The organism is Bradyrhizobium sp. 153 (assembly GCF_023073835.1).
GTDB lineage: Bacteria > Pseudomonadota > Alphaproteobacteria > Rhizobiales > Xanthobacteraceae > Bradyrhizobium.
Window position 1 is genome coordinate 20,814 of the sequence record NZ_JADPKH010000002.1, and the last position, 26,090, is coordinate 46,903.

Consider the following 26,090-nt stretch of genomic DNA (forward strand, 5'->3'; position numbering starts at 1 on the left):
CCTCCCTCAATTCGAGCGCCTTGGTTGCGCCGCCACCCGGATCAAGCGAAGGCGGCGAGGCGATCTCAGAAGATCTCGGCGTCAAGCTGGAGAACGTCACGCTCAACATGCTCGGTCGCACGAAGAAGTTGATGATCGACAAGGAGAACACCACATCGTCAACGGCGCCGGCAGAAGGCCGACGTCGAGGCGCGCGTGGCCCAGATCAAGGCTCAGATCGAGGAGACCACCTCGGACTACGACCTTGAGAAGCTTCAGGAGCGTCTCGCCAAGCTCGGCGGCGTCGCGGTGATCCGCGTTGGCGGCGCGACCGAAGTCGAAGGAGCGCAAGGATCGCGTTGATGACGCGATGCATGCGACCCGCGCGGCTATCGAGCAGGGCATCGTCCTGGGCAGCGGCGTCGCCCTGCTCTGTGCCTCCGAGCAGCCCAAGGGCCTGCGCACTGTTCCAAAAGCATCAGGATCACACCGCTCAGCGGCGCCTTCAAGTCATTCCGGCAGAAAAAAAGCAGAAGAGCTCTTCGCGAGGCACATCAAGCGGGCCAAGGTGGCAAGTCGGCAGTCGAAAAAACTTATGGTCTTTGGCGTCAGAGGCGATACGAGGCCTTAAATTGCTTAAGCTCTATAAGAAGACGAAGGCGAATAGGCTGGAACATAGGAGTATAAGTCCCGCGGCGGTCACCCCCAGGAGGCGGCCGGAAACAAAATCATGCTCGCGCATGAGCGCCCCTAGTTGCGGCCTGAATTGCAACCGGGCCCCTTTCCTGCGCCCGCGCGGTCAGTTCTTATCCTGATTGCGCACATAATTCCGGCTGTTGCGCCTCGAAAATGCATTTTTTGAGCACCGCACAAGGCTACTCGGCCGTGTTACTGCACGAATGATCGCTATTGCTTTCGGCTCAGCAAACGGCACCTGAAGAGCGGCGCGACATCCTGCCCGCGATGCGTGTCGTTTGGCCCGGATGTGAGGGGTTCAGTAGTTTTTGGTCATGCGTGGGTCTCTGATTTTCCTTGTGGTTTTTGCAATCATCTTGGCGGCGCGCGGGCAGCAGCAAGAACGCTTCGTGTTGCGCCCGACCGCGGCCATGCCGCCGGTCAACGTTCCTTGAGAGCAAGCGCGCGGAACGTGTCGGCGACATGATGATCATTTGGGGGACTTATCTGGTCAATCAGATCCGACGGGCCATCGGCCGGCGGAGATCGTGAGAGTCCAGGTTGGTCTTGCGGCGGCCTCGTTAGCCAGCAGTTACTCTGCGCTTGCGCGGAGGCAGCTCAGCCAGTCTTTCGTGCCGAGTTGGCGCAGTGGCACTTAACTCGCGCAGCACAAGCCAAGCTCATGGAGCTGATCGGAGAGAGACCTTTTGCTTCGGCGCGCCTCGGCCGAGCCCTGTCCGGACTGGCAAGACCCTGGGTGATGCTGTTTCGCACAGCAGCTTGCCGTCTGTCAGGAAGGTGACGGCTTTGGGCTGCACCGTGGTATCCACCGTGACCCGCTTGAGATCGCGCCTGCGCAGTGCTCCGGCGTAGTGCGCCACCCTCTGGCTCTCGGCCAGCAGAAGCTCGAGCTTGCACCAAAGCGCATGCGCCAATGGCTGAGATCCGAGCGCTCATGCGGAAACTCATGCTGGAAAAACGCCTCGCCGGTGAAGTGCTGGAATACGGATCATGGACCCAGCGATCGCACGCGACTTCGTCGGAGAGGTCATAAATGTGCTTGAGCAGCAGCAGCCCAACCACGAAGCGGGTCTCGATCCCAGGGCGGCCCCTTGTCGCTGTACAGCGGTGCAATCTGCGCATCGATCCAATCCCAGTCGACCTTGCCGGCGAGCTGCACCAGCTCGTGCTTCATGTTGATGATCTGGTCGAGCCTGGCACGAAATAGATCGCCTTCTTCGGTCGCTTTCGGCTTCTTCGGTCGCATCGGCTCCTCCGATGCGGCCATCGAATCCGGCTTTCGCGATTCGACGGAATCTCAAACTGCAAGTTGCAGGCTTCCGATGCTCAAACCTATCAAAGCCTGCAATCCGAAACACGCCAACGTCCGGAAAACCGATTCCTGATCAGCACCTTAGGCGTTGTTCACGGACGACGGTCTAAGAGGGATGCTTCAAGAACGAGGCGGGAGCGAATTGACGTGAGTCAATGCGAACCAAGCGTGTCGGCCATCGATCGCTTTATGCCGAGCGGCATCAGCGCTCAGATACTGTTGCCGGAGAGGCGGCGAGGCTCCCAGGCACTCCGTCCCACTTGGCCGCGCCTGCGCCGTGGCTCCAGCCAACGGCTCACGCGCCGAAACTCGAGGTCCATACATGAATGGCGCACTGCCATCCCGGGATCTTGGATCTGATCGAAGCAACAGCACCTTTCCCTGATATGTGCTGAGATATCAGCACTTCTCGTTCCAGCTCTCCAAATAAAAAGCTCGAACTCCACAACGGCATCGAAAATTCTCCTTCGGCAACCTGATCGTCGGGCGCGGCCTTAATCGCCTAGATAGTCGGTCTAAGAATGCGGTGCGCACGTTCGGCTCTTCGAGGACCGGCGCGGCCCCGGTCGTTCAGGCTGGCGCCGACGTAGTTCGACAGAATGGGATCGTGCCGGCACTGGCGATGGCAGCTCAGGAGCTCTCCTGTCCTCTGGCCTGGACTTAGGGCGTGCTAGGGCCCGGCTCCATCAGTTCGAGCACCGCTCGTCCCTTGTCCGTGATGCGCCACCCTCCATTCACACGCTCGACGAGTCGCTGCGAAAAAAGGTCGAGCTCGGGCACGCGGGCGCCCATTCTCTTGGTGCGCGCCGCCCAATCGGGACCGCTCGTGGCCAAAATGGCCATGTCTCGCTTGAGGTCCGGCATCGATGCGAACCCGTCCGGGTAGCTCACAAGGATCTTCAGCACCGTGACTTGGAAGTTCACATTAGCACTATCACTGTTGTCCGCACCTACCGCCACATTGTTGGCGCAGAGCGAAGAGCTTCCATGCCGACCTGCCTAAGGCGGTCCGCCGTGATCTCACCTCTGTTGGCGGCGTCCAAGATCTTGGAAGCGACATGGGCCCGAGTGCCGGTTTCGTTGCGAGGCAGACCCTCGCACACCTCCTCAAGAACAGCACGCAAAAGCGCAGTGGTCGTTGCGTCCAAAACTTGGCGACTCAGCAAGGCGCAAAGAATGGTAGCACAAGGAAGTACACTGAAACTTTCGAATGAACTACTAGCTGATTCCAAGACTATGAACTTCACCACAGTTGCCGTTGTTTGTTGATTACCTGAAACGTCGCGGCCGTGTCCTCCTCATGGCGCATAGTTGTGATGCTCCTGCTCCGCCACGCCAGTGCCGAGGAACCACCTCCGTGATGGAATCCAGCCCCGGAGAGGCTCTTTTTGACGATTTTCATCGCGATGGCTTTGTCCTCGCCGCGTTACATGAACTCTTTCTCGTGGCGGCGCATCTTCAGCATCAATATCGCGCGCTGAGGCTAATTGAGCTCGCACACCCGATGCTCAACTGCGCGCACGGCCATTCGTAACTTGCCTTGAACTCCTTAATTCTCGTTGAAGCCAAGGTTTCGTTGGGCCGAGACCACGTTCTGGAAGCGTGTGCATAGAGATTGATGACAGACCGCAGGGAGGTCGCCTCCTTCATGGGGTCATCGTCGCGCAAATCGGTCACGAATCCCTCAATACGACTGGATGCTGCGAGCTGGCGCTAATGATTGTCGGCATGTTTCTTGATCGATTCTTCACTGGGCTTGCGCTCGAATTCGGTTGCAATTTGCCCGGATTCCAAGAAGGTTTATGACAACGATACGACATGACCTTTGAATTCGTTGCTGGCATTCGACTCACGTTGCGCCACGCTCCCGTAGAGCGTGCGACAGTGCAGATTGCGCCTGTGACAATGACTCCTGAAATCCCCGTCAGTGCCAGCTGTTCGAGTAGCCCAACGTGGAATCCGCGACGCGGTGATGATGTCCAACGATTTCTGATCGCGACTTTGCTCATTTTGCCCGTCAAATGACTTGTCCGGACGCGCCCGATGCTGGTTCGCACTGTCGCGCAGCTATCCTGCTAAATCGCCGAGCTCAACGTTTCTCTGCCGCTCGTTGACGAGCGCTGACTAATTTAGATTGATCCTGAAACCGAGCTATCGAGGGTACGGACGCGTACACCGAGCGAGTGTTCGATGGCCTCAATGAACAGCACGCAAGCGAATATTCTCGCGAGAAACGCTTCACGATAGCAGTTGCTGCGAACTTGACGAAATCTGCGCACAAAAACTGCAAGATATGGCTGCGAACGCCTCCAATCCTCCCAGGTAAATGAGTATCCGATCTCCGCTTGCACGATCTGACGACGTTTCGTGCAAGATTGGAGTTCCCAGTGAGTTCATTTACTTGCCGAGCTCCTATTCAGTGCCCTTCGGGGCGTTTCCTCCCTGACTCGGCCGCGCGGTATCTCGCGCGGCCTTTTTTCACGCTCGACGAAGATCTGATTGCTCGGATTTGAAAACCTCCAGGAGCAACGCGACGACCCCGACCGCCGCCGCACAACCCACCGCAAGGCTCGTCCATCCTGCGCTAGCGTCTGAAGGACCCGTCACTTCTGCCGGAGGCCTGCTACATTGATCGCGCCTGAGTCGGCTCACCTTGCCTTTGGTAAAAACAATCTGGCGATCGGCACCTCCGAGCAGGGCAAGCCGCTCTCCAGGGCCCCAGGCGAAGTCGATATCGGTGGCGCCGATGTCGAGTTCTACACCGAAGAGGCGCGCCGCATCTATGGCGAAACGATTCCCTCGCCGCGCCCGGATGCAAGGCTGCTTGCGATCAAGCCACCGATTGGCGTCTGCGGCACCATCACGCCGTGGAACTTGGCCAATTCGATGATCACCCGCAAAGTATGGTTGGCGCCCGCCGCAGGCTGCACGGTGGTGCTGAAGCCAACCAGCATGACGCCGCTCTCGGCGCTTGCGCCCGCGTCCCTCGCTGAGAAGGCCGGCGTGCCCAAAGGTGTCTTCAACGTCATCACCGGAGATCCGCGACCGATCGGCGACGTTTTGTGCGAGCACGCGGGCGTGCGCTTTGTCGGCTTCGGCGGCTCGAGCGAAGTCGGCAAGATCCTCTACCGTCGGCCTGAAGAAGCTCGGTCTCGAGCTGGGCGGTAAGGCGCCTTACGTGGTGTTCGACGACCCGATATCGATGCCGCCATCGAAGGCGCCATCGTCTCCAAATACCGCAACATGGGCTAGACCTGCGTCTGCGCCAACCGCCTCTAGGCACAGGCAGGCATCTATAAGGATTCGTGCAGAAGCTCTCAAGGTCGCGGCGATAAAGATCCGCGAGGCTGCGGTTCGTGCCTGCACACTGTCCATGAGCGGCGCGATCGCGACGGTTGTGCTCAGTTTCATAATTCGCTCTTGACAGCCGCAGCTCTGGTTTTGGCGGGCGCCGTATGGACGTGGACGCTATTCGACATTGGCGTGCAGCTCTACGCCCCGCGCTGGGTTGCGGGCCAATCCGTTGCGGCTTGGTAGGTTGCGTTCTCTGGGGGCCTCGCAGTTGGCAGTTTGGGCTGAGGGCGCCTCACCGATGCCATCGCTTTCGACATCACGCTGCTCGTCTCTGCCGGACTGATGCTGCTCTTGCCGCTGCTTGGGCGCTGGCTGCGCATGCCGGCCATCACCGAGCGCGGGATGACGCCGACATTCTTGCGATCCTAAGGTGCGGCTCACGCTGACCACCGGAACGGCCCACTGGTAATTGAGCTCGACTATCGCGTGGCCTCGGAAAATGAGCGAGCCTTCCACAACCTCATGCAGGATGTGCAGCTCTACCGGCAACGCAACGGCGCCTATGGTTGGTCAATTGCGCGTGATATCGCCGCCCCCGAGCTGTGGACCGAGTGCTAGACTGGCCGACATGACTCGATATTTGCGCCAACGCAACCGCTGGACCAGTCGGAGCGCGCATTAGGCGAGAATGCCATGGCTTTTCATATCGGGCCTGAGCCCCTGCGTATCCGTCGTATGCTGGAGCGTCCGCTTGGGTCGGTACGTTGGAAAAATAATGTGTTCGACCGCGCCGCGAGTGAGCTCTAGCTGCTGGTTGAGCGCGCGGCGCAGGCACTAGCTGTCGTCCGTTCCATCGCACCCGCATTCAAAGACCTCGGGCACGTTGACGCCCTTGCGCTTGGCTAAGCCTTCGTCGTCAATCAAGTTGGGTAGAGGACTTCCATCTCCGAGCTGTCGCTCATACTCGGCACACAAAAAGGGCCACTCTGATGAGCGGCCCAAGTCTGCGACGAAACGTCCCGTAGGGGACCTCTAGGATCAGGCCGCGGCCTGTTCGATCGGCGAGAAGGGAAGACCAAGGCTCTCGGCGACAGCCTTATAGGTTAGCCGGCCCCGATAGACATTCAGGCCTGCGCGCAGATGCGGATTTTCGAGCACAGCTGCAAATCCTTTACTGGCGAGAGCCAAACCAAAAGGCAGCGTAGCGTTGTTGAGTGCCTGGCTTGAGGTGAGCGGCACAGCTCCCGGCATGTTTGCGACACAATAGTGGATAACGCCATCCACCTCATAGGTTGGATCGGCATGTGTCGTGGCCCGCGATGTCTCGAAACATCCGCCCTGATCGATCGCTACGTCCACGATCACGGAGCCTTTGCGCATCGAACTCAACATACCGCGGCTGACCAGTTTCGGCGCGCTCGCGCCAGGAACGAGGACGGCACCAATGACAACATCCGCCGCAAATACCTCTTCTTCAACGGCGTCAATCGTCGAGAATCTGGTACGTACTCGCCCTTCGAACAGCTCATCCAGTTCGCGAAGCCTGGGAATCGAACGGTCGAGGATCGTGACCTCAGCACCCAAGCCTGCCGCCATCCGTGCAGCGTGAGTGCCGACAACGCCCCCGCCGATCACCACAATGCGAGCGGGTGGCACGCCCGGTACCCCGCCAATCAGCAGTCCCCGTCCGCCCGCGTACCGCTTCAGCGCCGCACCCGCGGCTTCAATCGCAAGTCTTCCCGCAACCTCGCTCATAGGGGCAAGCAGTGGAAGGCCACCGTGCGCGTCGGTCACAGTTTCATAGGCAATTGCGGTGCAGCCAGACTTCATGAGGCCCTTCGCCTGGTCCGGATCCGGAGCCAAATGCAGATAAGTGAAGAGGATCTGGTTTTCTCGAAGCTGCGTCCATTCGGAGGGCTGTGGCTCTTTGACTTTCACGATCATTTCGCTCGACGCGAATACCTCGCGAGCAGAGGTCGCAATCGTCGCGCCAGCCTTGCGGTAGTTATCATCTGTCGCGCCAATCCCGGCGCCGGCGTTGCTCTCGACCAATACGCTGTGGCCAGCTGCAACGTATTCGCGGACGGCCCCAGGCGTCAGGCCGACGCGGTATTCGTGCGTCTTAATTTCCTTGAGAATACCGACCTTCATTTGCAATCTCCTTGGTGAGCAGTTCGTTGTAATCGGAAGAGCGGTACAAACCTGCGAGGCGAGAAGCCAAATAACGCAGTAATCCGGCGATCTGCCCCGCCTGCTTGCAGGATTTCGAACAGACGACCGAAGACCGCCGAGTTGGCAGGGATGCTACCACAGGGTGGCAAGACCTGATGCGGCCCCGGCGCCAAACCGGGCACTCGTGATCAGGATTGATCTACGCCGGACTGGATCGACTTCTTCGTTGTTTGCCTCATTCGCAACGATGCTCGATTCACTAAGACGAGTAGCGCTTGCGAGGGTGACCCGCGGGTTCATCAAAGATGGATCGGGTTTTTCAAAGGTTTGCTGAACGATTGACCGAAAGCACGCATCAAGACGCAGCTCAGCAGAGCATGGCTGAGCTCGCCGCTGCGCTCAAGCTGTCGTGCTTCGCATATCTAGCTCTTCCCGTGAGCCGGGCAGTGCTCCCAACGTGATCTCGACATATCCCCTCCTGGACCGCCATCTATCTGCAGCGTGGCTACGAATCCGTCGATCCGGGGTGCGTCGGGCAATGCGCCAGCCTAAGCCCTTCCGATGGGGGCTTGGATTTGAAGCGCGAAATCGGTCGGAGTCCGAACGCGCTTTGTTCGAAGAAGCCGAAACATTTGGGATTTGCTGCAGGTTTACATTCTATCCACGATGACAAGGGCGCAATCGCCGCGCTGAGCTTTGCAAGTGACGAGCGTCGAACTGGTTTCGAGCGCGCGCTTGTCGAGCACGCCCAGAGCCTGCGATTAATCGCAACGTTTTTACATGAGCATGCAAAACGCTTCTGGACGATTGATCGCATGATCGGCGGCGTGGTGCTGTCTCCTCGCGAGTACCAGTGTCTCGAATGGTCCGCGCGCGGTAAATCGGCTGGGGAGATCGGGATCATTCTCGGCATCGCAGAGCCAACCGCGGGATTTCACCTGGACAACGCCCGTGCAAAGCTGGTGTCAGCTCGCTTCGTCAAGCGATCGTGCGGTTGACCGACACAAAATCTCGAAAATGAAACACCGGCCTTCCATAAACACCTGTGGAACTGCACAGGATGCGCTTGCCTAGGCCTTCTGCTTAGTTGCCGAAACGAAGCAGGGAGGCAAAAATGATGCAGCTCATCACGCCGGAGTACATGGAAGTCGACAAGTTTGACGTCCTTGAGCGGTGGATCTACTGAACCGCTCGGGAGCCGGACGTATTCAAGGTTGCGTCCGGCTTTTGCCTTCGACCGGTCCAACCATGCTGGGGGACATCTTCCCGATCCTGCTGGACGCCAGCCGGCGCCACGAAGCGATCGGATCTGGGGAGCAGCCGATTCGCGCTCGATGTTCCCGCGGATGCGCCGAAGGCGAGCGGCGGACTTGCTGCTGCCAGTTACGAGCTGTTTGCGGGCATGATTGAATTCGGCCTTTCCATTGAATTGATCGAAATAGTCGCTGTGACCGACGCCCGCATGGAGCGCATTCTTCGCCGGGCCGGATGGCCCCTTGGCAGGGTGGGAAAACTCGGGGAATTCGTCCACGATCTCGCCGAGATGCACCGGCTGCGCTACCGCGTTTTCAAGCAACGCCTGGATTGGACCGTCGAGGTCAGCGGCAACACCTATGTCGGACTCGAGCACGAGGCTTATTCCTGTCTTCATGCTGATCAGCCTTTTGATGATGCCGTGACTGACGAGTAACATCAGGAATTCCTGCAGGGCCGGGTCTCATTGCCGGCGTGCCGATAGGCAGAAAACTCGAATCGGCTCGCACCCGCGCCATTGCGCAGCTCTCGGTAGACAAGGTCCGCCAAATTCGCCTCTCCGAGCGCTATTCCTCGCCTTCGATCGGTCGCTGACGCGCGCGGCGCGCTTTCCGGAAGCTCCTGTCGGCCGCCATGAACCGGGCCAGCATGGGCGCGATAAGCTTGGCCGGATCTCCGATCGGCTGAGCGGTCTCCTGTACAAGGATCTGGGCATATGCCACGAGATCCCTGTGCACGCTCGCGGGCAGTTCATGCGTAATCTTGATCGGCTTGTCGTCTTCGATTGCTCCGAGCTTAAGCTTTGCCATCGTCCTCAACCTCTATACGGTTCGAGCATCAGGTCACGGTTGACGATCACCCGCACCGGAAATCCCGGACGGATCGTCAAAGTCGGCTGTATGTTGAGATTGCGGCGGACAACCTGCTGGCCCGTTTGATTGATCGAATCCCCAGCTCCACGGCGGAGGGCGGCAATGAGATCGTTGTTGGTATTGCCGTTATCCGCCCCGGAATTCACCTCCGTGCCGACGGAAAGCAGCGTCGAAAGAGCGGCCGCCCCCAACAGTTCCTTCCAATGATTGTCGACCTCGTCCTCAAGACCAGAGAAGCCTGCCGCATCTGCACCGGGCTGCCGTTCCAGAACAATCGACCTCCCATTCGGCATGATTAGGCGCGTCCAGACCAGGAGCACGCGCGACTGCCCAAATGCGACCTGGCTATCGTAGCTCCCGATCAGCCTTGCTCCCTGGGGGATAAGGCGAGCTCGCCCGGTAGGAGAATCGTACACCGATTCTGTGACTTGCGCCGTGATCTGGCCAGGCAGGTCGGCGCGGATTCCTGTGATGAGAGCGGCCGGAATGACCGTTCCGGCCTGAACGACAAAAGGCGAAGCCGGCCTCACAAGGCGATCGGAGCTTGTCGTCCGACGATCGACCGTTGCACTGACGAACGCAAGCTTTCGGTCTTGGCCATTCTGAGCAAATGCTTCGTCCGATGATGGCACGCCGCTCGAACGGGCTTCGCTCGATGAAGTGGCGGGGGCTTGTGGCCGGACATTGGTGCTGGCAAATACCTTGCTGGTCCGTGCCGCCTCGCTCTCCTGATTGACACGCTGCTGTTCGGCATCAATACCGAGCGAGCTGGATGTCGAAGATCCCTGTGCAGCGACGATCGGCCGACCGAGATCACCGGGCAAAGGCGGCCCCAGGCGCGGCACGTCCTTCGGGATCTCGGTGTAATCCTTCGGTAAGGTCGCGAGCTGATCGGCGACGTTATGGTGGTCAGTCGCGTAAAGCTCCTCGGGTGCTGAAGTACCTGACCGTTTCTCGTGCAGCGCCCAGAGCACCGCGCCAGTGATCAGCGCGAGCACAAGGGCGCTGCCGCCGATAAGGACTTTCCGCGAGAGGCGCGCAACTTTTGGCCGATCCGGCCGGATCCGCAGGATTTCGGCAATCTCTTCCGGCGGCTTGCCCCGAGGCGCTTCCTTTGGTGTATCGATCGCCTGGTCCGTATCGTTCAAAGCGACCTCCCGTCGGTTCGCACGATCCTGACCTTCTGCTGGTGCTCCTCGCCCAGCCTCAGTTCCGCGGCCGCGAACAGCCGGTCAACAATCAGCACATTTCCGTAAGCGCGGTAGTTGACGATCTCGGTTTTGCCGTCGGGCCCGATCACGAAGAGCGGCGGCATCTCGCCCTGACTGACGCCGGGGGAGAATTCAATGTAGGTTTTTCGGCCGTCATCATAAGCGTTGACGGGACGCCAAGGCGGGCTGTCGCCCTCGATGGCGTAGCGGTAGCGGCGCGCCGGCAGGTCCGGAATAAAGGGTGCCGGCGGTAAAGCTCGAGCTCGCCCGCCAGGATCCGGCGGATAGAACCAGGCGACCGAGGGCATATAGGGCTTTTCGTTGGCGCGAAGCTCGATCAGGTAAGTACGGCGATCAGTATTGACGACGAGGTTGGTCTCGATCGAGGGACGGGTGGGCTTGACCATGATGTGAACGCGGCGGGCGACGCCGCTGCCACTCTCGGTGTCGCCCACCACCCAGCGGACGGTATCGCCTGCGGCGAGCGGTCCTGAGCCGATCAGCTGCTCACCGGGCTCGAGTGCAATGTCCGTAATTTGCCCCGGCGCGGCATAGATCTGGTAGAGCGCGCCCGGACTATAAGAAAACACTTGCACCGCATTGTAGTAGCCGGCTTTGCGAGGCTGCACGCGTGCAGCGTCATTTGCGGTTTCGATGCGCTCGACAGGCTCCTCGGCCTCCGCGCTCTTGCCGCCTCGTGCAGCCTTCCAGGTCGGTGGCACATGTAGCGGTCGCGGGCGATCATCGGCAAGCGCCGGCAAGTCCGGTGCCGGCGGGAGCTCGTTGTCGTAGCTGATTTGCGGCGGCCTGAAGGTCGTGCAGCCGCCGAGCGTCGAGACACAGACCAGAAGAGCCAGAGGCAAGCACGGCCGCGCTTTTCGTGACACAAAAACAAGACCTGACGGCATGTTAGCCGAGCTCCTTTGACCAGTTGATAGCGTTGACGTAGATGCCAAGGGGATTTTTGCGCAGGCGATCCAGATCGCGAGGCATTTCCACGACGATGGTAAGGATGGCAGTCCACCGTTCCGTTGCGGCAAGTTGGCCGTTATCGTAGCGGCGCTCGATCCAGGCGAGGCGAAAGCTCTCAGGCGAGGCTCGGATGACGCTCGAGACCTCGATCGCGATTTGAGACTTTCCGAGCTTGGCGAAGGGGTCGTTGTTGCGGGCATAGTCGTTGAGCGCGGCGGCGCCGCGATCGGTCGTGAAGTCGTAGGCACGCAGCCAGTTCTCGCGGAGGACAATCGCGTCCATCGGCAAGCCGCGGACGTGCTCGATGAAGCGCGCCAGGTGAAACGCTATTTGAGGGTCCGTCGGCTGGTAGGCAGCATTTGCAGGGGCAAGTGCTTTCGCTTCACCCAATTGATCGACCTCAACCACCCAGGGCGTGATCGTGCCATGGGCTGATTGCCAGACCAGAGCTCCAGCAAAGCCCGCGGAGAGGAACAGGCAGCCGAATGCCATGAGCCGCCAGTTCTTGGCCTGGACTCGTGCTGCACCAATGCGGTCATCCCAGACTTGAGCTGCGCGTTGATAGGGCGTGACCGGCTCCGGCGTGCGGCCATAGTGAACGGCCGATCGTTTGAACATTTGTCTGACCTCAAAGCATGGTTGGAAATGGATTTTGGAGAGACAGCGAACTCAGCGATTGTCTTGTGAGAGGTCCACCGATGCGCCGCTCCCGCCGTGATCGCCTGACCGAACCGCGTGCGTGGCCGCTGATGCTCCCTGTTGGATGGTCTGCGCACGCTTCATACGCCGAACCCAGGCTGGCGGACTGTCGGGGGCGGCCGAGGAGCCCCCCTCCTCCTGACCGACATGACCAGTCGCTCGCCCAAGGCCGGCTGCGAGCGAACGCAAGGGACTTGCCGCGCCTGGCGCGCTCGCCTCGACGCCGGAGCTTCCCGCCCGCAACATGTTCGTCGCGCCACTTGCAATCGCGCTTCCACCGCGCAGCGAGCCCGCAATCGCGCCGGCGGCAAGACCTGCAGCGCCGGCGGCAGCGCCAGCTCCTGCCGCGATCACCCCACCGGCAGCGAGGCCCGTGCCGACGGCGGTGCCTGCGCCAAGCTGCGGACCTCCGGAGACGATGCCATTGGCGATACCGGGGCCGAAGATGCCAAGGCCCAAGAGGGCGAGCGCGCCCAGGACAAGTGCCATCGCATTCTCGATGGTCGGCTGGTTGCCGCCAAAGCCGCTCGTGAACTGCGAGAACAAGGTCGACCCGATGCCCACGATGACGGCAAGGACCAGGACCTTGACCCCCGATGAGATGACATTGCCCAGCACCCGTTCAGCCGCAAAAGCGGTCTTGCCGAACAGGCCGAAGGGGATCAGGACGAACCCGGCAAGTGTCGTCAGCTTGAATTCGATGAGGGTCACGAACAGCTGGATCGCCAGGATAAAGAACGCGAGCAGCACCACGATCCAAGCAAACAGCAGGACCACGATTTGCACGAAATTCTCAAAGAAGCTGACATAGCCCATCAGCCCAGAGATGGAGTCCAGGATTGGCCGGCCTGCATCAAGGCCTACCTGCGCAATGCGGCCCGGCCTTAGGAAATCTGCTGACGAAAGGCTTGTCCCTGAGGCTTTCAGACCTAACCCCGCAAAACTTTCGAAGACGATCCGGGCGAGGTTATTCCAATTGCCAATCAGGTAAGCAAAGACGCCGACAAACAAGGTTTTCTTGACCAGCCGGGCGATGATGTCCTCGTCCGTTCCGAATGACCAGAACAGGCCAGCCAGGGTGATGTCGATTGCAGCCAGCGTTGTGGCGACATATCCGACTTCGCCCCCGACGAGACCGAATCCGGAATCGATGTAGCGGGTGAAAGCTTCCAGAAACTGGTCGATGACGCCCGTGCCGCCCATGGCTCACTCGCTTTGGCTCGGAATGGAGGAAAAGCCGGACGGGAGGCGACCTTCGTCTTTACGCGGGACTGGAGAGGGGAATGGCGCCGCGCCGGTCCGGCTATGCGAACCATCAATTGACCTGCTTCCGCCTAAGAATTGATTGCGCTGCTCGGCCCAGATCTTCTGGCATTCAAGCAGAGCGTCTTTCTGCTCGTAGGTGACGGTACGGCATTGCTCGAGCTTTGCTGCGGTCAAATCCGGTTTTGAGGCTAGAGAGACGGAAGACTGGGTCGCGCTCTCGTCGGTGCGCAGGCGAATGGCGCAGGCGGCAACCAACAGGACAGCAAGACCAGCTGCTGCCGCGACAGGTAGTCGTTCAAATCGTATTTTCATGATCAGTGGAACATCTGCACGGTTGTCGGTTGATAGTTTTGGCCCGGATTGAGAAAGCGCCGCAGCTGCTCCCTACCCTGCTCCTGCGCTGCAGCCCGTTGGGCGGATTCGAGCGTCTGTGCGCGACCTTGCGCGGCAACAGTCGCCGTAAGGTCCGCAAGCTGCTGGGCTTGCAGCGCAAGGAGCTGGTTGCCGGCCTGACTTGCCTGGAGCGCACCCGCTGCGCCCTGGCTCGCCGTCACGAGGGCGGACATCTGGATGCGGTTGGCGTCGAGATTGCCGACAACGCTCGCTTGGACCCTCATGGCGTCCTGCAGCCCGGCAACTGAGTTCTGCCAGCGTGTTTGGGCATTTGCGACCAGGAGCCCATCGGACATGCTCGCCGATGCCGGCGCATAGGTGGTGGAAAACGCGCGATCGATCTGCTGGACGTCGTAGGCAATCCGCTGCGCCTGCGAGAGTAGCTGCTGGGTGCGTTGAATCGACTTCTCGAGCTGTTGCAAGGATGAATAAGGCAGGCTCGCCAGGTTCTTCGCCTGATTGATCAGCATCTGCGCTTGGTTCTGGAGCGAAGTGATCTGATTGTTGATCTGCTGCAGCTCACGCGCGGCCGTCAGCACATTCTGAACGTAGTTGTTGGGATCGAACACGATCCACTGCGCCTTCGCTTCGCGGGGCGCTTGGATCATGGTCATGGCGATGATACTTGCTGCCAGAAGCGGGCGGATACAGCTCATCAGAGCGCTCCTTGTTTGGCGAACTGCGGAATGAGATTGCAGGCCCAGCCGAGGTCGCGCGCCTTGAGCCAGCCGGTGACGAACTCGTCCCTTCCGTGCTCGGCAAGCACCCGATCAATCAAAGCCTGGTCGGCTTTGGACGAGGCGGCCGCGAAGGCGAGCGCGATTTCGCCAAGTCCGAGCTCGAACAGGCGGTTGCCGCGGCGCGATTGGCAGTAGTAGTCCCGCTTCGGAGTGGCGCGGGCGAGGATCTCGATCTGCCGGTCGTTCAGCCCAAAGCGACGGTAAATCGCCTTGATCTGCGGCTCGATGGCGCGATCGTTTGGCAAAAGGATGCGGGTCGGGCAGCTCTCGATGATGGCAGGCGCGATTTTGGAGCCATCGATATCGGCAAGCGATTGGGTCGCAAACACGACCGAGGCGTTCTTTTTGCGGAGGGTTTTGAGCCACTCGCGGAGCTTGCCGGCAAAATCGGCGTCATCGAGCGCAAGCCAGCCTTCGTCGATGATGAGCAGTGTCGGACGGCCGTCAAAGCGGTCCTCGATCCGGTGAAACAGATAGGCCAGAACTGCGGGCGCGACAGAGGTCCCGATCAATCCGTCGGTCTCGAACACCTGGACGGAGGCTTCACCCAGCCGTTCATATTCGCCGTCGAGCAACAGGGCGTATGGACCACCGAGGCAGTAGGGCTGCAGCGCGCGCTTGAGAGCGTTGGACTGCAGAAGAACGGAGAACCCAGTCAGAGTCCGCTCCTTAACTGGTGCCGAGGCGAGTGAGGTCAACGCCGACCAGACATGATCCTTGGTCTCAGGGGTGACTTCGATCCGCTCGCGCGTCAGGATCGATGCGATCCAGTCGGATGCCCAGCCTCGCTCGCCGACATCGTCGATGCCTGCAAGCGGCTGGAGCGAGACGAATTCTGAGGATTCCAGGGCGCCGCCGAGATCATGCCAGTCGCCCCCCGTGGCGATGGCCGATGCGCGGATCGAGCCTCCGAAGTCGAACGCAAAGATCTGCGCCTCGCGATAGCGGCGGAACTGCAGCGCCATGAGCGCCAGCAGCACCGACTTACCGGCGCCCGTCGGCCCGATGACCATGGTGTGGCCGACATCTCCGACATGCAGAGAAAACCGGAATGGCGTGGAACCCTCAGTCTTACCGAAGAACAATGGGGGCGCGTTGAGGTGGTGATCCCTCACCTCTCCGGCCCATACGGCAGATAGCGGGATCATATGGGCGAGGTTCAGGGTCGAGACCGGCGGCTGGCGGACGTTTGCGTAAGTTTGTCCCGGCAGGCTGCCGAGCCAGGCTTCGACGGCATTGACCGTCTCGGCCATGCAGGTGAAGTCGCGGCCTTGGACGACCTTTTCGGCGAGGCGGAGCTTTTCGTCGGCTGCGCGAGGATCCCCGTCCCAGACCGTGACCGTTGCCGTAACGAAGACCTGTGCGATCTGATCCGAGCCCAATTCCTGGAGCGCACTGTCGGCGTCCATCGCCTTGTTGTGGGCATCGGTATCCAGAAGCGCGGAGGCCTCGTTCGTCATCACCTCCTTCAGGATCGCCGCGATCGACTTGCGCTTGGCAAACCATTGCCGCCTGATCCTGGTGAGGAGCTTTGTGGCATCTGTCTTGTCGAGCATGATCGCCCGCGTGGACCAGCGATACGGGAATGCCAGCCGGTTCAGGTCGTCGAGAATTCCGGGCGTGGTCGCGGTCGGAAAGCCCACGAGCGTCAGAACGCGCAGATGCGCCTCGCCCAGCATGGGCTCGAGACCTCCTGTCAGGGATTGATCGGCAAGCAACGCATCGAGATACATCGGAATTTCTGGCACGCGCACGCGATGCCGTTTGGTCGAGACCGTCGAATGCAGGTAGGTCAGCGTTTGCTCGTCATCGAGCCAGCCACATTCCGGCATGAAACCCTCGACGAGCTGCAGGACGCGGCCGGTCCGGTCGACAAAGCCGGCAAGCACCTCGCGCGCATCCGCTCCCGCAGCGCGATGGCTGCCCTCGTACAGCAGGCGCTCCGCCACGGCCGCACTCTCTGCCGGAGGCAGATAGAGGAAAGTCAGATAGTAGCTCGACTCATAGTGGCTGCCGGCCTCCTCGAATTGCGCTTTCCGCTCCGCATCCACCAGCGCCGAGGCGACGTCCGGGAATGTATCCGGCGGATAGCGTCCTGCCGAATGCCGTTGCGCCTCGACGAAGACGGCCCACCCCGATCCGAGGCGACGGAGCGCATTGTTGAGGCGGCCTGCGACAGCAACAAGCTCGGCCGGCACTGAGCTGTCGAGATCCGGCCCTCTGAACCGGGCCGTTCGCTGAAAGGATCCATCCTTGTTGAGAATGACGCCCTCATCGACCAGGGCCGCCCAAGGCAGGAAGTCGGCAAGGCGCGTGTTTGAACGGCGATATTCGGCAAGATTCATCATAGGCAACTCTAGGACCTGAGGTGGCTTGGAATACGGACGTGCCGGCGCACGACTTCCACGAAATCGGGATCGCGTTTTGCGGCCCAGATGGCGGCCATGTGGCCGACGAACCAGAGGAGAAGGCCGGCAACCCACAGGCGCAGCCCAAGACCGAGTGCCGCCGCTAACGTGCCGTTGGCGATCGCCACGGCGCGCGGCGCACCGCCCATCAGGATAGGCTCGGTGAGCGCACGATGCACGGGCGCGATAAAACCTGCGACAGGCTCCTCCATTAGATCACCACGCCGCCGCCGAAGGAGAAGAAAGACAGAAAGAAGCTTGATGCCGCAAAGGCGATGGACAGACCGAACACGATCTGAACCAGGCGGCGAAAGCCACCAGACGTGTCGCCAAATGCGAGCGAGAGCCCGGTCACAATGATGATGATGACCGCAATAATCTTGGCGACGGGACCCTCGACCGATTGCAAAATCTGGTTGAGCGGTTGCTCCCACGGCATATTTGAGCCAGCGGCGCACGCCGGGATACTGCTCAGCCAAAGGGTCACAATTGCCGTGGCCGGAATGCTGGCGCGGCGGAGAGATGAAGGCATCGTCATGATCGGTCTCCAATTGCAGAAAGGCTGTAATCACCTGATGCTTCTAAGCCGGTGACGCGGGCGAGCTCGCTCAAGCGGCGTTCGGCGCCGCGGCCGCTGAGCACCGCGATTACGTTGATTGTTTCGGCGATAAGCGGCCGGGGGACTGTGACGACAGCTTCCTGGACTAGCTGCTCGAGTCGGCGTAGCGCCCCGAGCGCCGTTCCGGCATGGATCGTGCCGATTCCGCCCGGATGTCCGGTGCTCCAGGCCTTGAGCAAATCGAGCGCCTCGGCTCCGCGCACCTCACCAATGGGAATTCGATCGGGGCGCAGACGAAGCGACGAACGGACCAGGTCGGAGAGCGAGATCAAGCCATCCTTCGTGCGGAGCGCCACGAGGTTTGGCGCCAAGCACTGAAGCTCGCGCGTATCTTCGATGAGAACGACACGGTCAGTCGTTTTAGCCACCTCGGCGAGAAGGGCATTGGTCAGTGTCGTCTTGCCGGTCGAGGTGCCGCCGGCGACCAGAATGTTCTTGCGCGCGCAAACTGCATCCCTCAATGCACCGGCCTGATCCGGCGTCATAATGCCGACTCCGACGTAATCCTCGAGGCTGAACACGGCGACCGCCGGCTTTCGGATCGCAAATGTTGGCGCGGCCACGACCGGCGGCAGCAGCCCCTCGAATCGCTCCCCCATCTCGGGCAGCTCGGCAGAAATCCGTGGGCTCCCGGGATGAACCTCGGCACCCACGTAGTGAGCTACCACGCGGATGATTCGCTCTCCGTCAGAAGGGGATATATTCTTGCCAGTATCCGTAAGGCCGCTCGACAGTCGGTCGATCCACAGTCGGCCGTCGGGATTGAGCATCACCTCGACGATTGCCGGATCTTCCAAAAACCATGCGATGGCGGGCCCCAACGCGGTACGCAGCATACGCGCTCCGCGCAAGTTCGCTTCTGAATCAAAAGAATGGATCGCCACGATTTGCCCCAAGCTGCTGAGGCCGCTTCGGCGCCCTCATCTGAAGGCAAATAAAAGATAGGTCGTGTCTTACCGCAACAAAGGGAATATGCCGTTCGAAGTCTAGCGTGGAAAAAGGAACATTTGAAAAGAGCGCCGGCTTGACGCGCCGACCCCTCGACGGCGAGGCGAGAAATCGAACCACTGTCGCTGCCGCGCGTAGGCACGAATGAGCTCCCGCTTTTGGAGGACGCTCAAACCCGGGATAATGAACCACATCAGCCGGCGGGCTGCCGCAGGTACCAATGGCGACGCTGGTCTGGTGCACCACCGTGAGCGTAATGACCCTGCACCATTCCCCCTGGAATCAGGCTGGCCCTGTACTGCACGACGATTGCCTCCCAGAATGTAGGCATTCAAAGAGTGATTTCTAGTCCGCAATGGCCGAGCTGAGATCGCAGATCTACTTGAGCTGCGCGTGTAGCGAGACATGGTCGAGTTCACCTTCCCACCACGACACAAACACCGCGGCAATACCGTTTCCGATGATGTTGGTAAGCGCGCGCACCTCGCTCATGAACTTGTCGATCGAGAATACGATCGCAATGCCCGGGACGAGGTCAGGACTGACCACGGTCAATGTTGCGGCCAGTGTGACGAACCCGGCACCGGTAACACCACTTGCGCCCTTCGAGGTGAGCATCGCCACAACCAGTATCGTGAGCTGCTGGCCGAAGTCGAGATCGACCCCGAGCGCCTGCGCGATGAACAAGGTCGCCAACGTCATGTAAATGTTCGTCCCATCCAAATTGAAAGAGTATCCTGTCGGCACCACCAGGCCAACGACCGGCTTGGAACAGCCCAGCCGTTCGAGTTTTTCCATCAACTGCGGCAGCGCGCTTTCGGACGACGACGTTCCGAGGACGATCAGCAGCTCATCCTTGATGTAAACGATGAACTTTAGAATAGAAAAACCGACCAAGTGCGCAACCAGACCAAGCACAATGATCACGAAGAGCCCGGCTGTCACGTAGAACAGCGCAACCAAGCCGATGAGTTTACCGAGCGCGGACGGTCCGAATTCGCCGATAGTGTAGGCCATGGCGCCGAACGCCCCGATTGGCGCTGCCTTCATTACGATCCTAATGACACCAAACACCGCGTGTGCAGCATCGTCGACCAGACTGCGCATCCGCTCACCCCGCTCGCCAAGCGCCATCAGCGAGAACCCGAATAGGATGGCAAACAACAGCACCTGTAGCACGTCGCCTCGGGCCAGAGCGCCAACCACGCTATCCGGAATAATATTAAGGAGGAAATCGACCGCCTTCTGCCCTTCCGCTCTTTTGACGTAGTTGGCTACCGCCGCGGCATCAGCCCTGGGAGCCAGCCCATGGCCGGCCTGAACGAGATTGCCCATCACGAGACCCAGGATCAGCGCGAAGGTTGAAACGATCTCGAAGTAAAGCAGCGCCTTGACGCCGACTCGCCCGACCTTTCGTGCATCCTGAACATGCGCAATTCCGGACACAACAGTGCAGAAGATGATCGGCGCGATCACCATTTTGATCAGCTTGATGAATCCGTCACCAAGCGCTTTGACCCAGCTGTTCGTCCCCACGGCAGGCCACAACCAGCCAACGAGAACGCCAATCAGGATCGCGATGAGTACCTGGACATAAAGAACATTGTACCAGGGGCCAGATGGCTGGAACAGGGCGGCGGCTTTGACAGAGCGGCGCTGGCGGTGATTGTGCATCACGCTCGACCCGGCGCCGTGGTACCAAAGAGGGGTGACAATGAAGGCACGGCTTCGCTCAGTGTTACCTTAGCGCGGCGCGCACAGGGCACTGACCGCTTTAAACGACCCCGTCCGTTGCCAGGGTTTGCCGCCTCTCCCGAATGGGCTTGTGGCCAACGCGAAACGAAGTGCTGAATCCCTTCTGAAACCAGCGATAAAAACTTGAGAAAGCTTCCTTGAGAGTTGGAATGCATCAACGTCACCACCCATTTCAATCTTTTTTGGTTGTTCGAAGATGCCACCAGCATCTTATAAGACGCCACCTTTAGCAGCCCGCGACCACTCTTCACCTGGACAGGCATTCTCGCCGCTATCGCACCGGATCGCGACGTACGTTGAAGAAACATTCACCGTAAAGAAGTTGTGGTGGTGCGGCTCGCCTGCGTTCACCCCTCAATCATCCTATCCTCACCTCAGGTGAATGCCCCGACATCCCCAAAGGCATCGACGTCGATCGCAAAACCACAAGGGCCGAGAAGACATGGCCAGCAGCATTGCTCACGCTGCCTCCCTTGGCGATCCCGGTTGCGGCTTTTCGGGAGCTGTGTTTTGCGGTGTCGAACAACACTCCTCGTAACAGAGCTTCTCACTCCTGTAGCTCGCCAAGGCCTGGAGTGAGCACTGCACGAGATCCCGTTTCGCTACATCCGAGGCAGGCACTGCATCCAGCCATTTCAGCGCCACCTCGACCAATTCGATCGCGCGATCCCTGTTACCGGTCTCGTAATAGTACCGAGCGACCGCCCCGTACGAGAGAAACTTCGCGCCCTCGCTGCCTTGGGGCGGATTCGCCGCCAGGATGTGTTCGGAGAGATCCTTGCCCATGGCAAAGCGCTCGGCATGTGGGAAACCGGAGTAGTCTTTCGCGGGGTCGAAGAGTTGGCGGATGGCCACGCTCATCCAAACCACGGATTTCTTGTCGATCGCATCGCGAACCAATTGACGCAATACCGCCAGGCCGGCCCGCATGTCGCGTATCTTGTGAAGCAACAATTCCGCATGAAGCCCACGAAAGGTGAGATCGTCCGGCATCGCAGCGAGTGCCTCCTCAATCCCTGAAAGGGCTGCCGCCCAATCCTTACTGTTCATGGCGGCTTCAAGCCTGGCAAAGATCGGCTCCACCAGCGCTCGCTTCTGCGATAGTTCGCGCTTTCTGCGTCGACCCTTGGTTATCCTCTCCGCATCCAGGGCTTGGGCTTCGTCGCTCACTGCCCAGGAGCCGTTCAGAACTTTGGGCAACGCGTTATCGAATTGCGTCGGATGGCCGATAAAGGCGAAGCGGCCGTCACGATCGATCACGAATGACGAAGGAATCCCGACAGAAAAGCTGGGATCCATCCAAAGCTTGTTCATTTCGCCGGCGTAGTCGAATGCGATCGCGAAGTTCAGATTCGGCAAGCTCTTCGTCAACCAAGCGTCCAAGCTGGCTCGCGCTTCATCTGCCGTCGAAGCTTGTTCGTGAGCCGCGATGCCCACCACCTCAACTCCGCTGCTCCTGTATTTGCTTTGCAGGATCACCAAATTCTGCATCGAGGCGATACATGGTCCGCACCACGTCGCCCAAAACTCGATGATGTATACTTTCCCAGGTTCGAACGTTGTAACGGGCTGGCCACGTAGCCAGTCCTCAACTTTGATGGAGGGAGCCGGCGAACCGACTCTCAGCACATTCTCCGCACCGACTTGACTTGCGCTCTCAGTCACACTGGTCATTGCTCAAATTCGCTTTACCTGGCTCTGCGGAAAACAACAGCAAGTCGCATGCCAGCCAGCGCTCATTGATATTACGCATTTTTCGTATCTTTCCTGTCGACCTTGCGACGCATGTCGCATATCCGACCAGCTGTTTGGAGCTTCTCAGGCAATCAGTCGGCCGGACGTTCTTGACGCGCCTGTAGACCGACGAGGCGGGTCAGGCAGAGGGCCGACTTCACCACTCCACATCTTGATCGGTTTTCAGGATAACCATTTCGGCGATCGGGATAATGACGTGAACTGACCTGCTTTGGCCCGTCGACTTGCGCTTGACGGCGATCTCAGATTTCCAAATCAACTCTTTGAGCCGAGGGGCGATGAACCAGACCAGGGCGACCAGCTGCAGCACAACATTCATACTGAAGGCCGTCTGATACGCGATTGAGGGGTAGTGTCCGTCCTTTACCGGCCATTGCGCGAGAATTAACCCCGTCCCGTACTGGACGAGGAAAGCCCACCCGAAATGCAGAACGTTGAGCACGCCGTTCGCGCGCGCGATCAGTTGGGCCGGAAAGTAATCTCCGATGATCGCGTAGCTGAGCACGATTGCTGATCCGACCACCGCCACAATGATCCACGACGGTAGCGACGGAAATGGCGGATGCAATATCAGCGCGAGTTCGGCTGCAATGAACACAGCAGCTATGATTGCGAGCAACGTTTCAATGTTCTTGCCATGCCGACGCAGCGAATCGGCGACCACGCCGAGCAGCAATGCGCCAATGCTTAGGGCTATCGCCATGACGAGCAATTGTGTGACAAGGCTTGTTCGATCCAACCCTTCCACATCGTTCAGCCAGGACGCTGCCCACAAGGACTGCAGGGCCCACGCGGACCCGATACATGTTGAAGAAATCGGCGCAATTCTCCAGAACCGCCCATCCGTATAGACGGTCTTCAGGCTGATCGTCCCTGGAGGGCTCTTCGCAGTTGCCTCATGCTCTGGAACCAAAAAATAGATCGAAGCGGCCGCGGAGGCACTGGATGCGGCAAGCAGCTCAAATAGACCGCGCCAGCCTATCCAGTTAAGCAATGCCTCGGCTGGTGCGGTTGCCGTTACCGCGCCCAGTGCACCCAGCATGATCATACAGCCGTTGATGAGCGCCACGCGCTCTCTCGGAAACCAGAGCACGACTGTTTTCAGGCCAGACATGAGGGAAGCTGCGGTGCCAAATGCTATCATCGCGCGAGCAACCAGAAGCGCCAGAAATCCACTCGATAATCCGAAAAGCGCAGCGCCTGCGGCAGCCAGCAGCAAGAGCGCACTCTGGACTCGGCGCGGACCGAAGCGATCCAAGAGCATGCCCATCGGAATCTGGCTGCCGGTAACGACCAGAAAGTAGATCGAGCCCAACAGCCCCAAATCGGCCGTACCAAGCTCCAATTCAGAGGCGAGGCGGCCACAAATGAGCGTGTTGATCATCCGAAACAGGTAGGAAAGATAATATCCCGCGGCAAAGGGAAGGAACACGCAAGAGATGATCCGCCAGGTCCAACCCCGGTTGACCGGTTTCTCGCCTGATATCAGCCCAGCGGCATCGCTGCGCGTGTTGCTCGGAACGCGGCCACTGGCTTTAGCACAAGGCGTTGGCAGCTGTCGAAAGTTGATATTGCTGCCGCCCTCCTCGGCGACAGCACACGCTTCTGAGTTTTCACCTACGACGGCCACACAGTGGGGTTCTTCTTCAGCTGGCGCTCGTCGAACGGCGCGTGACGCTACGCCTCCCATTTCAGACCCGGATCGGCTGGAATTTCCCGAGCGATCAATTGCCTCCTGCAGCAAGGGGCGGCCAAACCGTACGCGACGATCGACCTGCTCGGCAAACGCCTTGAAGCGCTCGAGCCCGAGTACGCACGCCTCGTCCTGCTTGGATGGCGGCATCGGCGGCGTCAGCGTGAGGTGGTATCGCACATGGAGAGCCACTATTTCCGCGATCATCGCGATGTCCGTCCGCAGACTGAGCACCTGCTCATTCGTTCGCTCGATCGCCTCGAAAACAAGGCCCTCTATAGGCGGCGGCGGATCCAGGAAGCGCTCAAGAGCCGCCTCGATGGCGACGCTCTTGCCCATACCAGGGCGGTCAGTCGCGGCTTGGAGTCGCTGAAAAATGCACTCAGAAAGTTGAATCGTTATCTTTCTGGTCTGCTGAGCTTCGCTTGGACTCGGCTGCGCGTCTACCTCAGCTTCATTCCGACTTGAGGTCGGTTCTCCCCGGCGCTCGCCGCTAATCTGCATACTCCAGCTTCCTTCTCTCTGCGACTGCACACCGCCCGCGCTTGCACGCGCGTGGTTTGTATGTTCGGTCGAAACGGATGAATCGCGCTGCGATGACGCACGACAAAAGCGTCGAGACCGCATGCCGCTTCAACCGCGGGGACATTCTGGTCGCAGTCTGGCGTACCGAAAGAAAGAAACGGCGGACTCTCAAAGACCAGCGCCAGACGTCTCGTAGCCTCTTGTCCCTCTAGGCAGTCAGGTCGCCGACAGACGAGCGATTTCGCGGACGGTGCGTGCACCCTTACTTGAAATCGAAAAAGTCACCGATCCAAAAAAGAGGCGCAGGCGCAATCTAGACGGCGCCCTCGCGCCCCCGACGTCGCGAACGACCCCCGCGGACGCACCGGCGTTGTTCGCTAAGGGGGTGATGCGCCTCATAAGAAGCGCACCAGCTCATGCGCGCGACCAAAATACACCTGCGCCTCACCGATTTCCGGCATGCATCACCAGCGTGCGATAGGACTTACAACCGTTCGCGTGCCGCGCGTCCAGCCCGGCTCACGGCCGTTGAAACGTATCTGCTGGCCCGGTGCGACCACTCACTTCTCGGGGGCCTTAGGGGAATGGTCGGCCGCACTGGCAGGCGGCTGAATCGCGTAGCGGGTCCCCCTCGCTATGGCGGCAGACGTAGCGCTCGTTGCGCCCGTCCTCGCCAGCCAGGAGATCCATCGGTCCCTCCGCACGCCGGGCATTGCTTCCGGATCTGATGGAGGACTGCCATGTGAATTGTCCCTGCCGACAGCGAGCTTACTCGCGCCAGATCGGCTGTTACAGGCACCTCGCAGCACATTCCGCGCAAGGCCACTGCTCGCCCGCCTTGACGTCCGAGCCGCCGATGTACTTAAGTGCATCCTGGTAGCGTTGAGTTGGGGCACACCATGGATGTTGAGTGCTACAGGAGCTTTGCATAACGGGCCCGCGATCTGGCCGGTAAGGCCGACCCGTTCACGCGAAAGCGGCTTCTGGTGCTGGCCGCGAAATACGGCCAAGCTCGGCAAGCCTTCGTCGGCCAGGCGCAATCTTCAACGCACGCTACCGCTGCCCCGCACCGTGCCAGCCGTGAGCGCCATCTCCGATGCCGGCGAGGCTTGACGAAGACCGCCGGCAGCGGCAGCAAACATCACCGCTCCAGGGCGCTGGATTTTCCAGGGACGGTACACGAACTACATCGGGAAAGGATGCGCACCCAAGCCGGAGTGAGCACCCGGATCTCACCAGTCGATCGCCCTCACCGCACTTCGGAAGCACTGCGGCCGCCGAGCAGCTTGCCGGTGGAGGCATTCACGAAGTGGACCGAGGAGCATGCCAGACAAACGACCGGCAGATGAGTGTCGGGACCGATCTGCTCCAGTGCCGCCAGCAGGTGCTGCACGTTCATGCCCGTGCGTGGGCACCTGAAAAGTACTGTGTCGTCCGTGAAGAACCCTGAATTCAGGCTGGATTGATTTGGGGTCGGGCGAAGAGGATGGCCAGGATTTGCCACAACGAGAGCCTGAGCCAGCAGAT

23 protein-coding genes and 4 pseudogenes are annotated in these 26,090 nt (G+C 60.0%); 7 read left to right on the forward strand and 20 right to left on the reverse strand.

The genetic code is table 11. From position 1 onward, the window contains the following. Positions 1 to 50 precede the first annotated feature (50 nt). Positions 51 to 445: pseudogene (gene groEL, locus IVA91_RS00145) on the forward strand (chaperonin GroEL); the annotation flags it as partial. 895 nt (positions 446 to 1,340) lie between these two features. Here groEL and IVA91_RS00150 read toward each other — a convergent pair. The 3 genes and pseudogenes from IVA91_RS00150 to IVA91_RS00160 all read right to left on the reverse strand — a co-directional run. Next, positions 1,341 to 1,921 (reverse strand): annotated as a pseudogene (locus IVA91_RS00150) (transposase); the annotation flags it as partial. Between the two features lie 747 nt (positions 1,922 to 2,668). Next, positions 2,669 to 2,911, reverse strand: a pseudogene (locus tag IVA91_RS00155) (hypothetical protein); the annotation flags it as partial. A gap of 26 nt (positions 2,912 to 2,937) precedes the next feature. Continuing rightward, on the reverse strand, positions 2,938 to 3,150 hold the full coding sequence (locus IVA91_RS00160; protein WP_247458208.1) for a hypothetical protein: 213 nt from the start codon (positions 3,148 to 3,150) through the stop codon (positions 2,938 to 2,940). A 194-nt stretch (positions 3,151 to 3,344) separates the two neighbouring features. Between IVA91_RS00160 and IVA91_RS00165 the strand changes: the two genes are divergently transcribed. Next, the gene (locus IVA91_RS00165) at positions 3,345 to 3,521 is read left to right on the forward strand and encodes a hypothetical protein (RefSeq protein WP_247278007.1); all 177 of its coding nucleotides are present in this window, start codon (positions 3,345 to 3,347) and stop codon (positions 3,519 to 3,521) included. A 1,057-nt stretch (positions 3,522 to 4,578) separates the two neighbouring features. After that, positions 4,579 to 5,333 (forward strand): annotated as a pseudogene (locus IVA91_RS36995) (aldehyde dehydrogenase family protein); the annotation flags it as partial. 122 nt (positions 5,334 to 5,455) lie between these two features. Here IVA91_RS36995 and IVA91_RS37000 read toward each other — a convergent pair. Further along, positions 5,456 to 5,830, reverse strand: a complete 375-nt coding sequence (locus IVA91_RS37000; protein ID WP_247419272.1) for a hypothetical protein — start codon at positions 5,828 to 5,830, stop codon at positions 5,456 to 5,458. Between IVA91_RS37000 and IVA91_RS37005 the strand changes: the two genes are divergently transcribed. Then, positions 5,768 to 5,899: an MFS transporter gene (locus IVA91_RS37005; RefSeq protein WP_247334029.1), complete on the forward strand. Its 132-nt coding sequence runs from the start codon at positions 5,768 to 5,770 to the stop codon at positions 5,897 to 5,899. The genes IVA91_RS37000 and IVA91_RS37005 overlap by 63 nt on opposite strands. Before the next feature lie 420 nt (positions 5,900 to 6,319). Here the strand turns inward: IVA91_RS37005 and ald are convergent, their stop codons facing one another. Beyond that, positions 6,320 to 7,432 (reverse strand): alanine dehydrogenase, encoded by a 1,113-nt coding sequence (gene ald, locus IVA91_RS00175; protein WP_247278008.1) that lies wholly within the window; start codon positions 7,430 to 7,432, stop codon positions 6,320 to 6,322. A gap of 515 nt (positions 7,433 to 7,947) precedes the next feature. Here ald and IVA91_RS00180 point away from each other — a divergent pair. The 3 genes from IVA91_RS00180 (at position 7,948) to IVA91_RS37015 (ending at position 9,143) form a co-directional block, all read left to right on the forward strand. Then, a complete protein-coding gene (locus IVA91_RS00180) occupies positions 7,948 to 8,451 on the forward strand; it encodes a LuxR C-terminal-related transcriptional regulator (RefSeq protein WP_247419270.1) in 504 nt (167 codons plus the stop codon). A gap of 175 nt (positions 8,452 to 8,626) precedes the next feature. After that, positions 8,627 to 8,863 (forward strand): acyl-homoserine-lactone synthase, encoded by a 237-nt coding sequence (locus IVA91_RS37010; protein WP_346015449.1) that lies wholly within the window; start codon positions 8,627 to 8,629, stop codon positions 8,861 to 8,863. Continuing rightward, positions 8,763 to 9,143: an acyl-homoserine-lactone synthase gene (locus IVA91_RS37015; RefSeq protein ID WP_346015450.1), complete on the forward strand. Its 381-nt coding sequence runs from the start codon at positions 8,763 to 8,765 to the stop codon at positions 9,141 to 9,143. The genes IVA91_RS37010 and IVA91_RS37015 overlap by 101 nt, the downstream gene beginning before the upstream one ends. Before the next feature lie 130 nt (positions 9,144 to 9,273). Here the strand turns inward: IVA91_RS37015 and IVA91_RS00195 are convergent, their stop codons facing one another. From IVA91_RS00195 to IVA91_RS00265, 15 genes are all read right to left on the reverse strand, one after another. Then, positions 9,274 to 9,516, reverse strand: coding sequence for a DUF2274 domain-containing protein (locus IVA91_RS00195; protein ID WP_247278009.1), 243 nt, complete (start codon positions 9,514 to 9,516; stop codon positions 9,274 to 9,276). Positions 9,517 to 9,521: 5 nt separating this feature from the next. Then, complete coding sequence (locus IVA91_RS00200; RefSeq protein WP_247450197.1) at positions 9,522 to 10,727, reverse strand: TrbI/VirB10 family protein; 1,206 nt, start codon at positions 10,725 to 10,727, stop codon at positions 9,522 to 9,524. Beyond that, a complete protein-coding gene (trbG, locus tag IVA91_RS00205) occupies positions 10,724 to 11,698 on the reverse strand; it encodes a P-type conjugative transfer protein TrbG (protein WP_247278011.1) in 975 nt (324 codons plus the stop codon). Before trbG ends, IVA91_RS00200 begins: the two co-directional genes overlap by 4 nt. A gap of 1 nt (position 11,699) precedes the next feature. After that, entirely contained in the window at positions 11,700 to 12,380 is a 681-nt protein-coding gene (trbF, locus tag IVA91_RS00210; protein WP_247278012.1) for a conjugal transfer protein TrbF, read from the reverse strand. Between the two features lie 51 nt (positions 12,381 to 12,431). Beyond that, the gene (trbL, locus tag IVA91_RS00215) at positions 12,432 to 13,664 is read right to left on the reverse strand and encodes a P-type conjugative transfer protein TrbL (protein WP_247278013.1); all 1,233 of its coding nucleotides are present in this window, start codon (positions 13,662 to 13,664) and stop codon (positions 12,432 to 12,434) included. 3 nt (positions 13,665 to 13,667) lie between these two features. After that, complete coding sequence (trbK-alt, locus tag IVA91_RS00220) at positions 13,668 to 14,039, reverse strand: putative entry exclusion protein TrbK-alt (RefSeq protein ID WP_247278014.1); 372 nt, start codon at positions 14,037 to 14,039, stop codon at positions 13,668 to 13,670. A gap of 2 nt (positions 14,040 to 14,041) precedes the next feature. Further along, entirely contained in the window at positions 14,042 to 14,776 is a 735-nt protein-coding gene (trbJ, locus tag IVA91_RS00225) for a P-type conjugative transfer protein TrbJ (protein ID WP_247334035.1), read from the reverse strand. Next, on the reverse strand, positions 14,776 to 17,208 hold the full coding sequence (trbE, locus tag IVA91_RS00230) for a conjugal transfer protein TrbE (RefSeq protein ID WP_247278016.1): 2,433 nt from the start codon (positions 17,206 to 17,208) through the stop codon (positions 14,776 to 14,778). Before trbE ends, trbJ begins: the two co-directional genes overlap by 1 nt. A gap of 8 nt (positions 17,209 to 17,216) precedes the next feature. Continuing rightward, positions 17,217 to 17,480, reverse strand: a complete 264-nt coding sequence (locus tag IVA91_RS00235) for a VirB3 family type IV secretion system protein (RefSeq protein WP_247278017.1) — start codon at positions 17,478 to 17,480, stop codon at positions 17,217 to 17,219. Continuing rightward, complete coding sequence (locus IVA91_RS00240; protein ID WP_247278044.1) at positions 17,480 to 17,800, reverse strand: TrbC/VirB2 family protein; 321 nt, start codon at positions 17,798 to 17,800, stop codon at positions 17,480 to 17,482. Before IVA91_RS00240 ends, IVA91_RS00235 begins: the two co-directional genes overlap by 1 nt. A gap of 2 nt (positions 17,801 to 17,802) precedes the next feature. Beyond that, complete coding sequence (trbB, locus tag IVA91_RS00245) at positions 17,803 to 18,723, reverse strand: P-type conjugative transfer ATPase TrbB (RefSeq protein WP_247458200.1); 921 nt, start codon at positions 18,721 to 18,723, stop codon at positions 17,803 to 17,805. A gap of 490 nt (positions 18,724 to 19,213) precedes the next feature. Further along, positions 19,214 to 20,509: a C4-dicarboxylate transporter DctA gene (dctA, locus tag IVA91_RS00250; RefSeq protein ID WP_247278019.1), complete on the reverse strand. Its 1,296-nt coding sequence runs from the start codon at positions 20,507 to 20,509 to the stop codon at positions 19,214 to 19,216. A gap of 540 nt (positions 20,510 to 21,049) precedes the next feature. Continuing rightward, on the reverse strand, positions 21,050 to 22,264 hold the full coding sequence (locus tag IVA91_RS00255) for a TlpA disulfide reductase family protein (RefSeq protein ID WP_247278020.1): 1,215 nt from the start codon (positions 22,262 to 22,264) through the stop codon (positions 21,050 to 21,052). 217 nt (positions 22,265 to 22,481) lie between these two features. Continuing rightward, a complete protein-coding gene (locus IVA91_RS00260) occupies positions 22,482 to 23,777 on the reverse strand; it encodes an MFS transporter (RefSeq protein ID WP_346015451.1) in 1,296 nt (431 codons plus the stop codon). Between the two features lie 2,035 nt (positions 23,778 to 25,812). Continuing rightward, a partial coding sequence (locus tag IVA91_RS00265; RefSeq protein ID WP_247458202.1) for a hypothetical protein occupies positions 25,813 to 26,090 on the reverse strand: 278 nt, incomplete at its 5' end.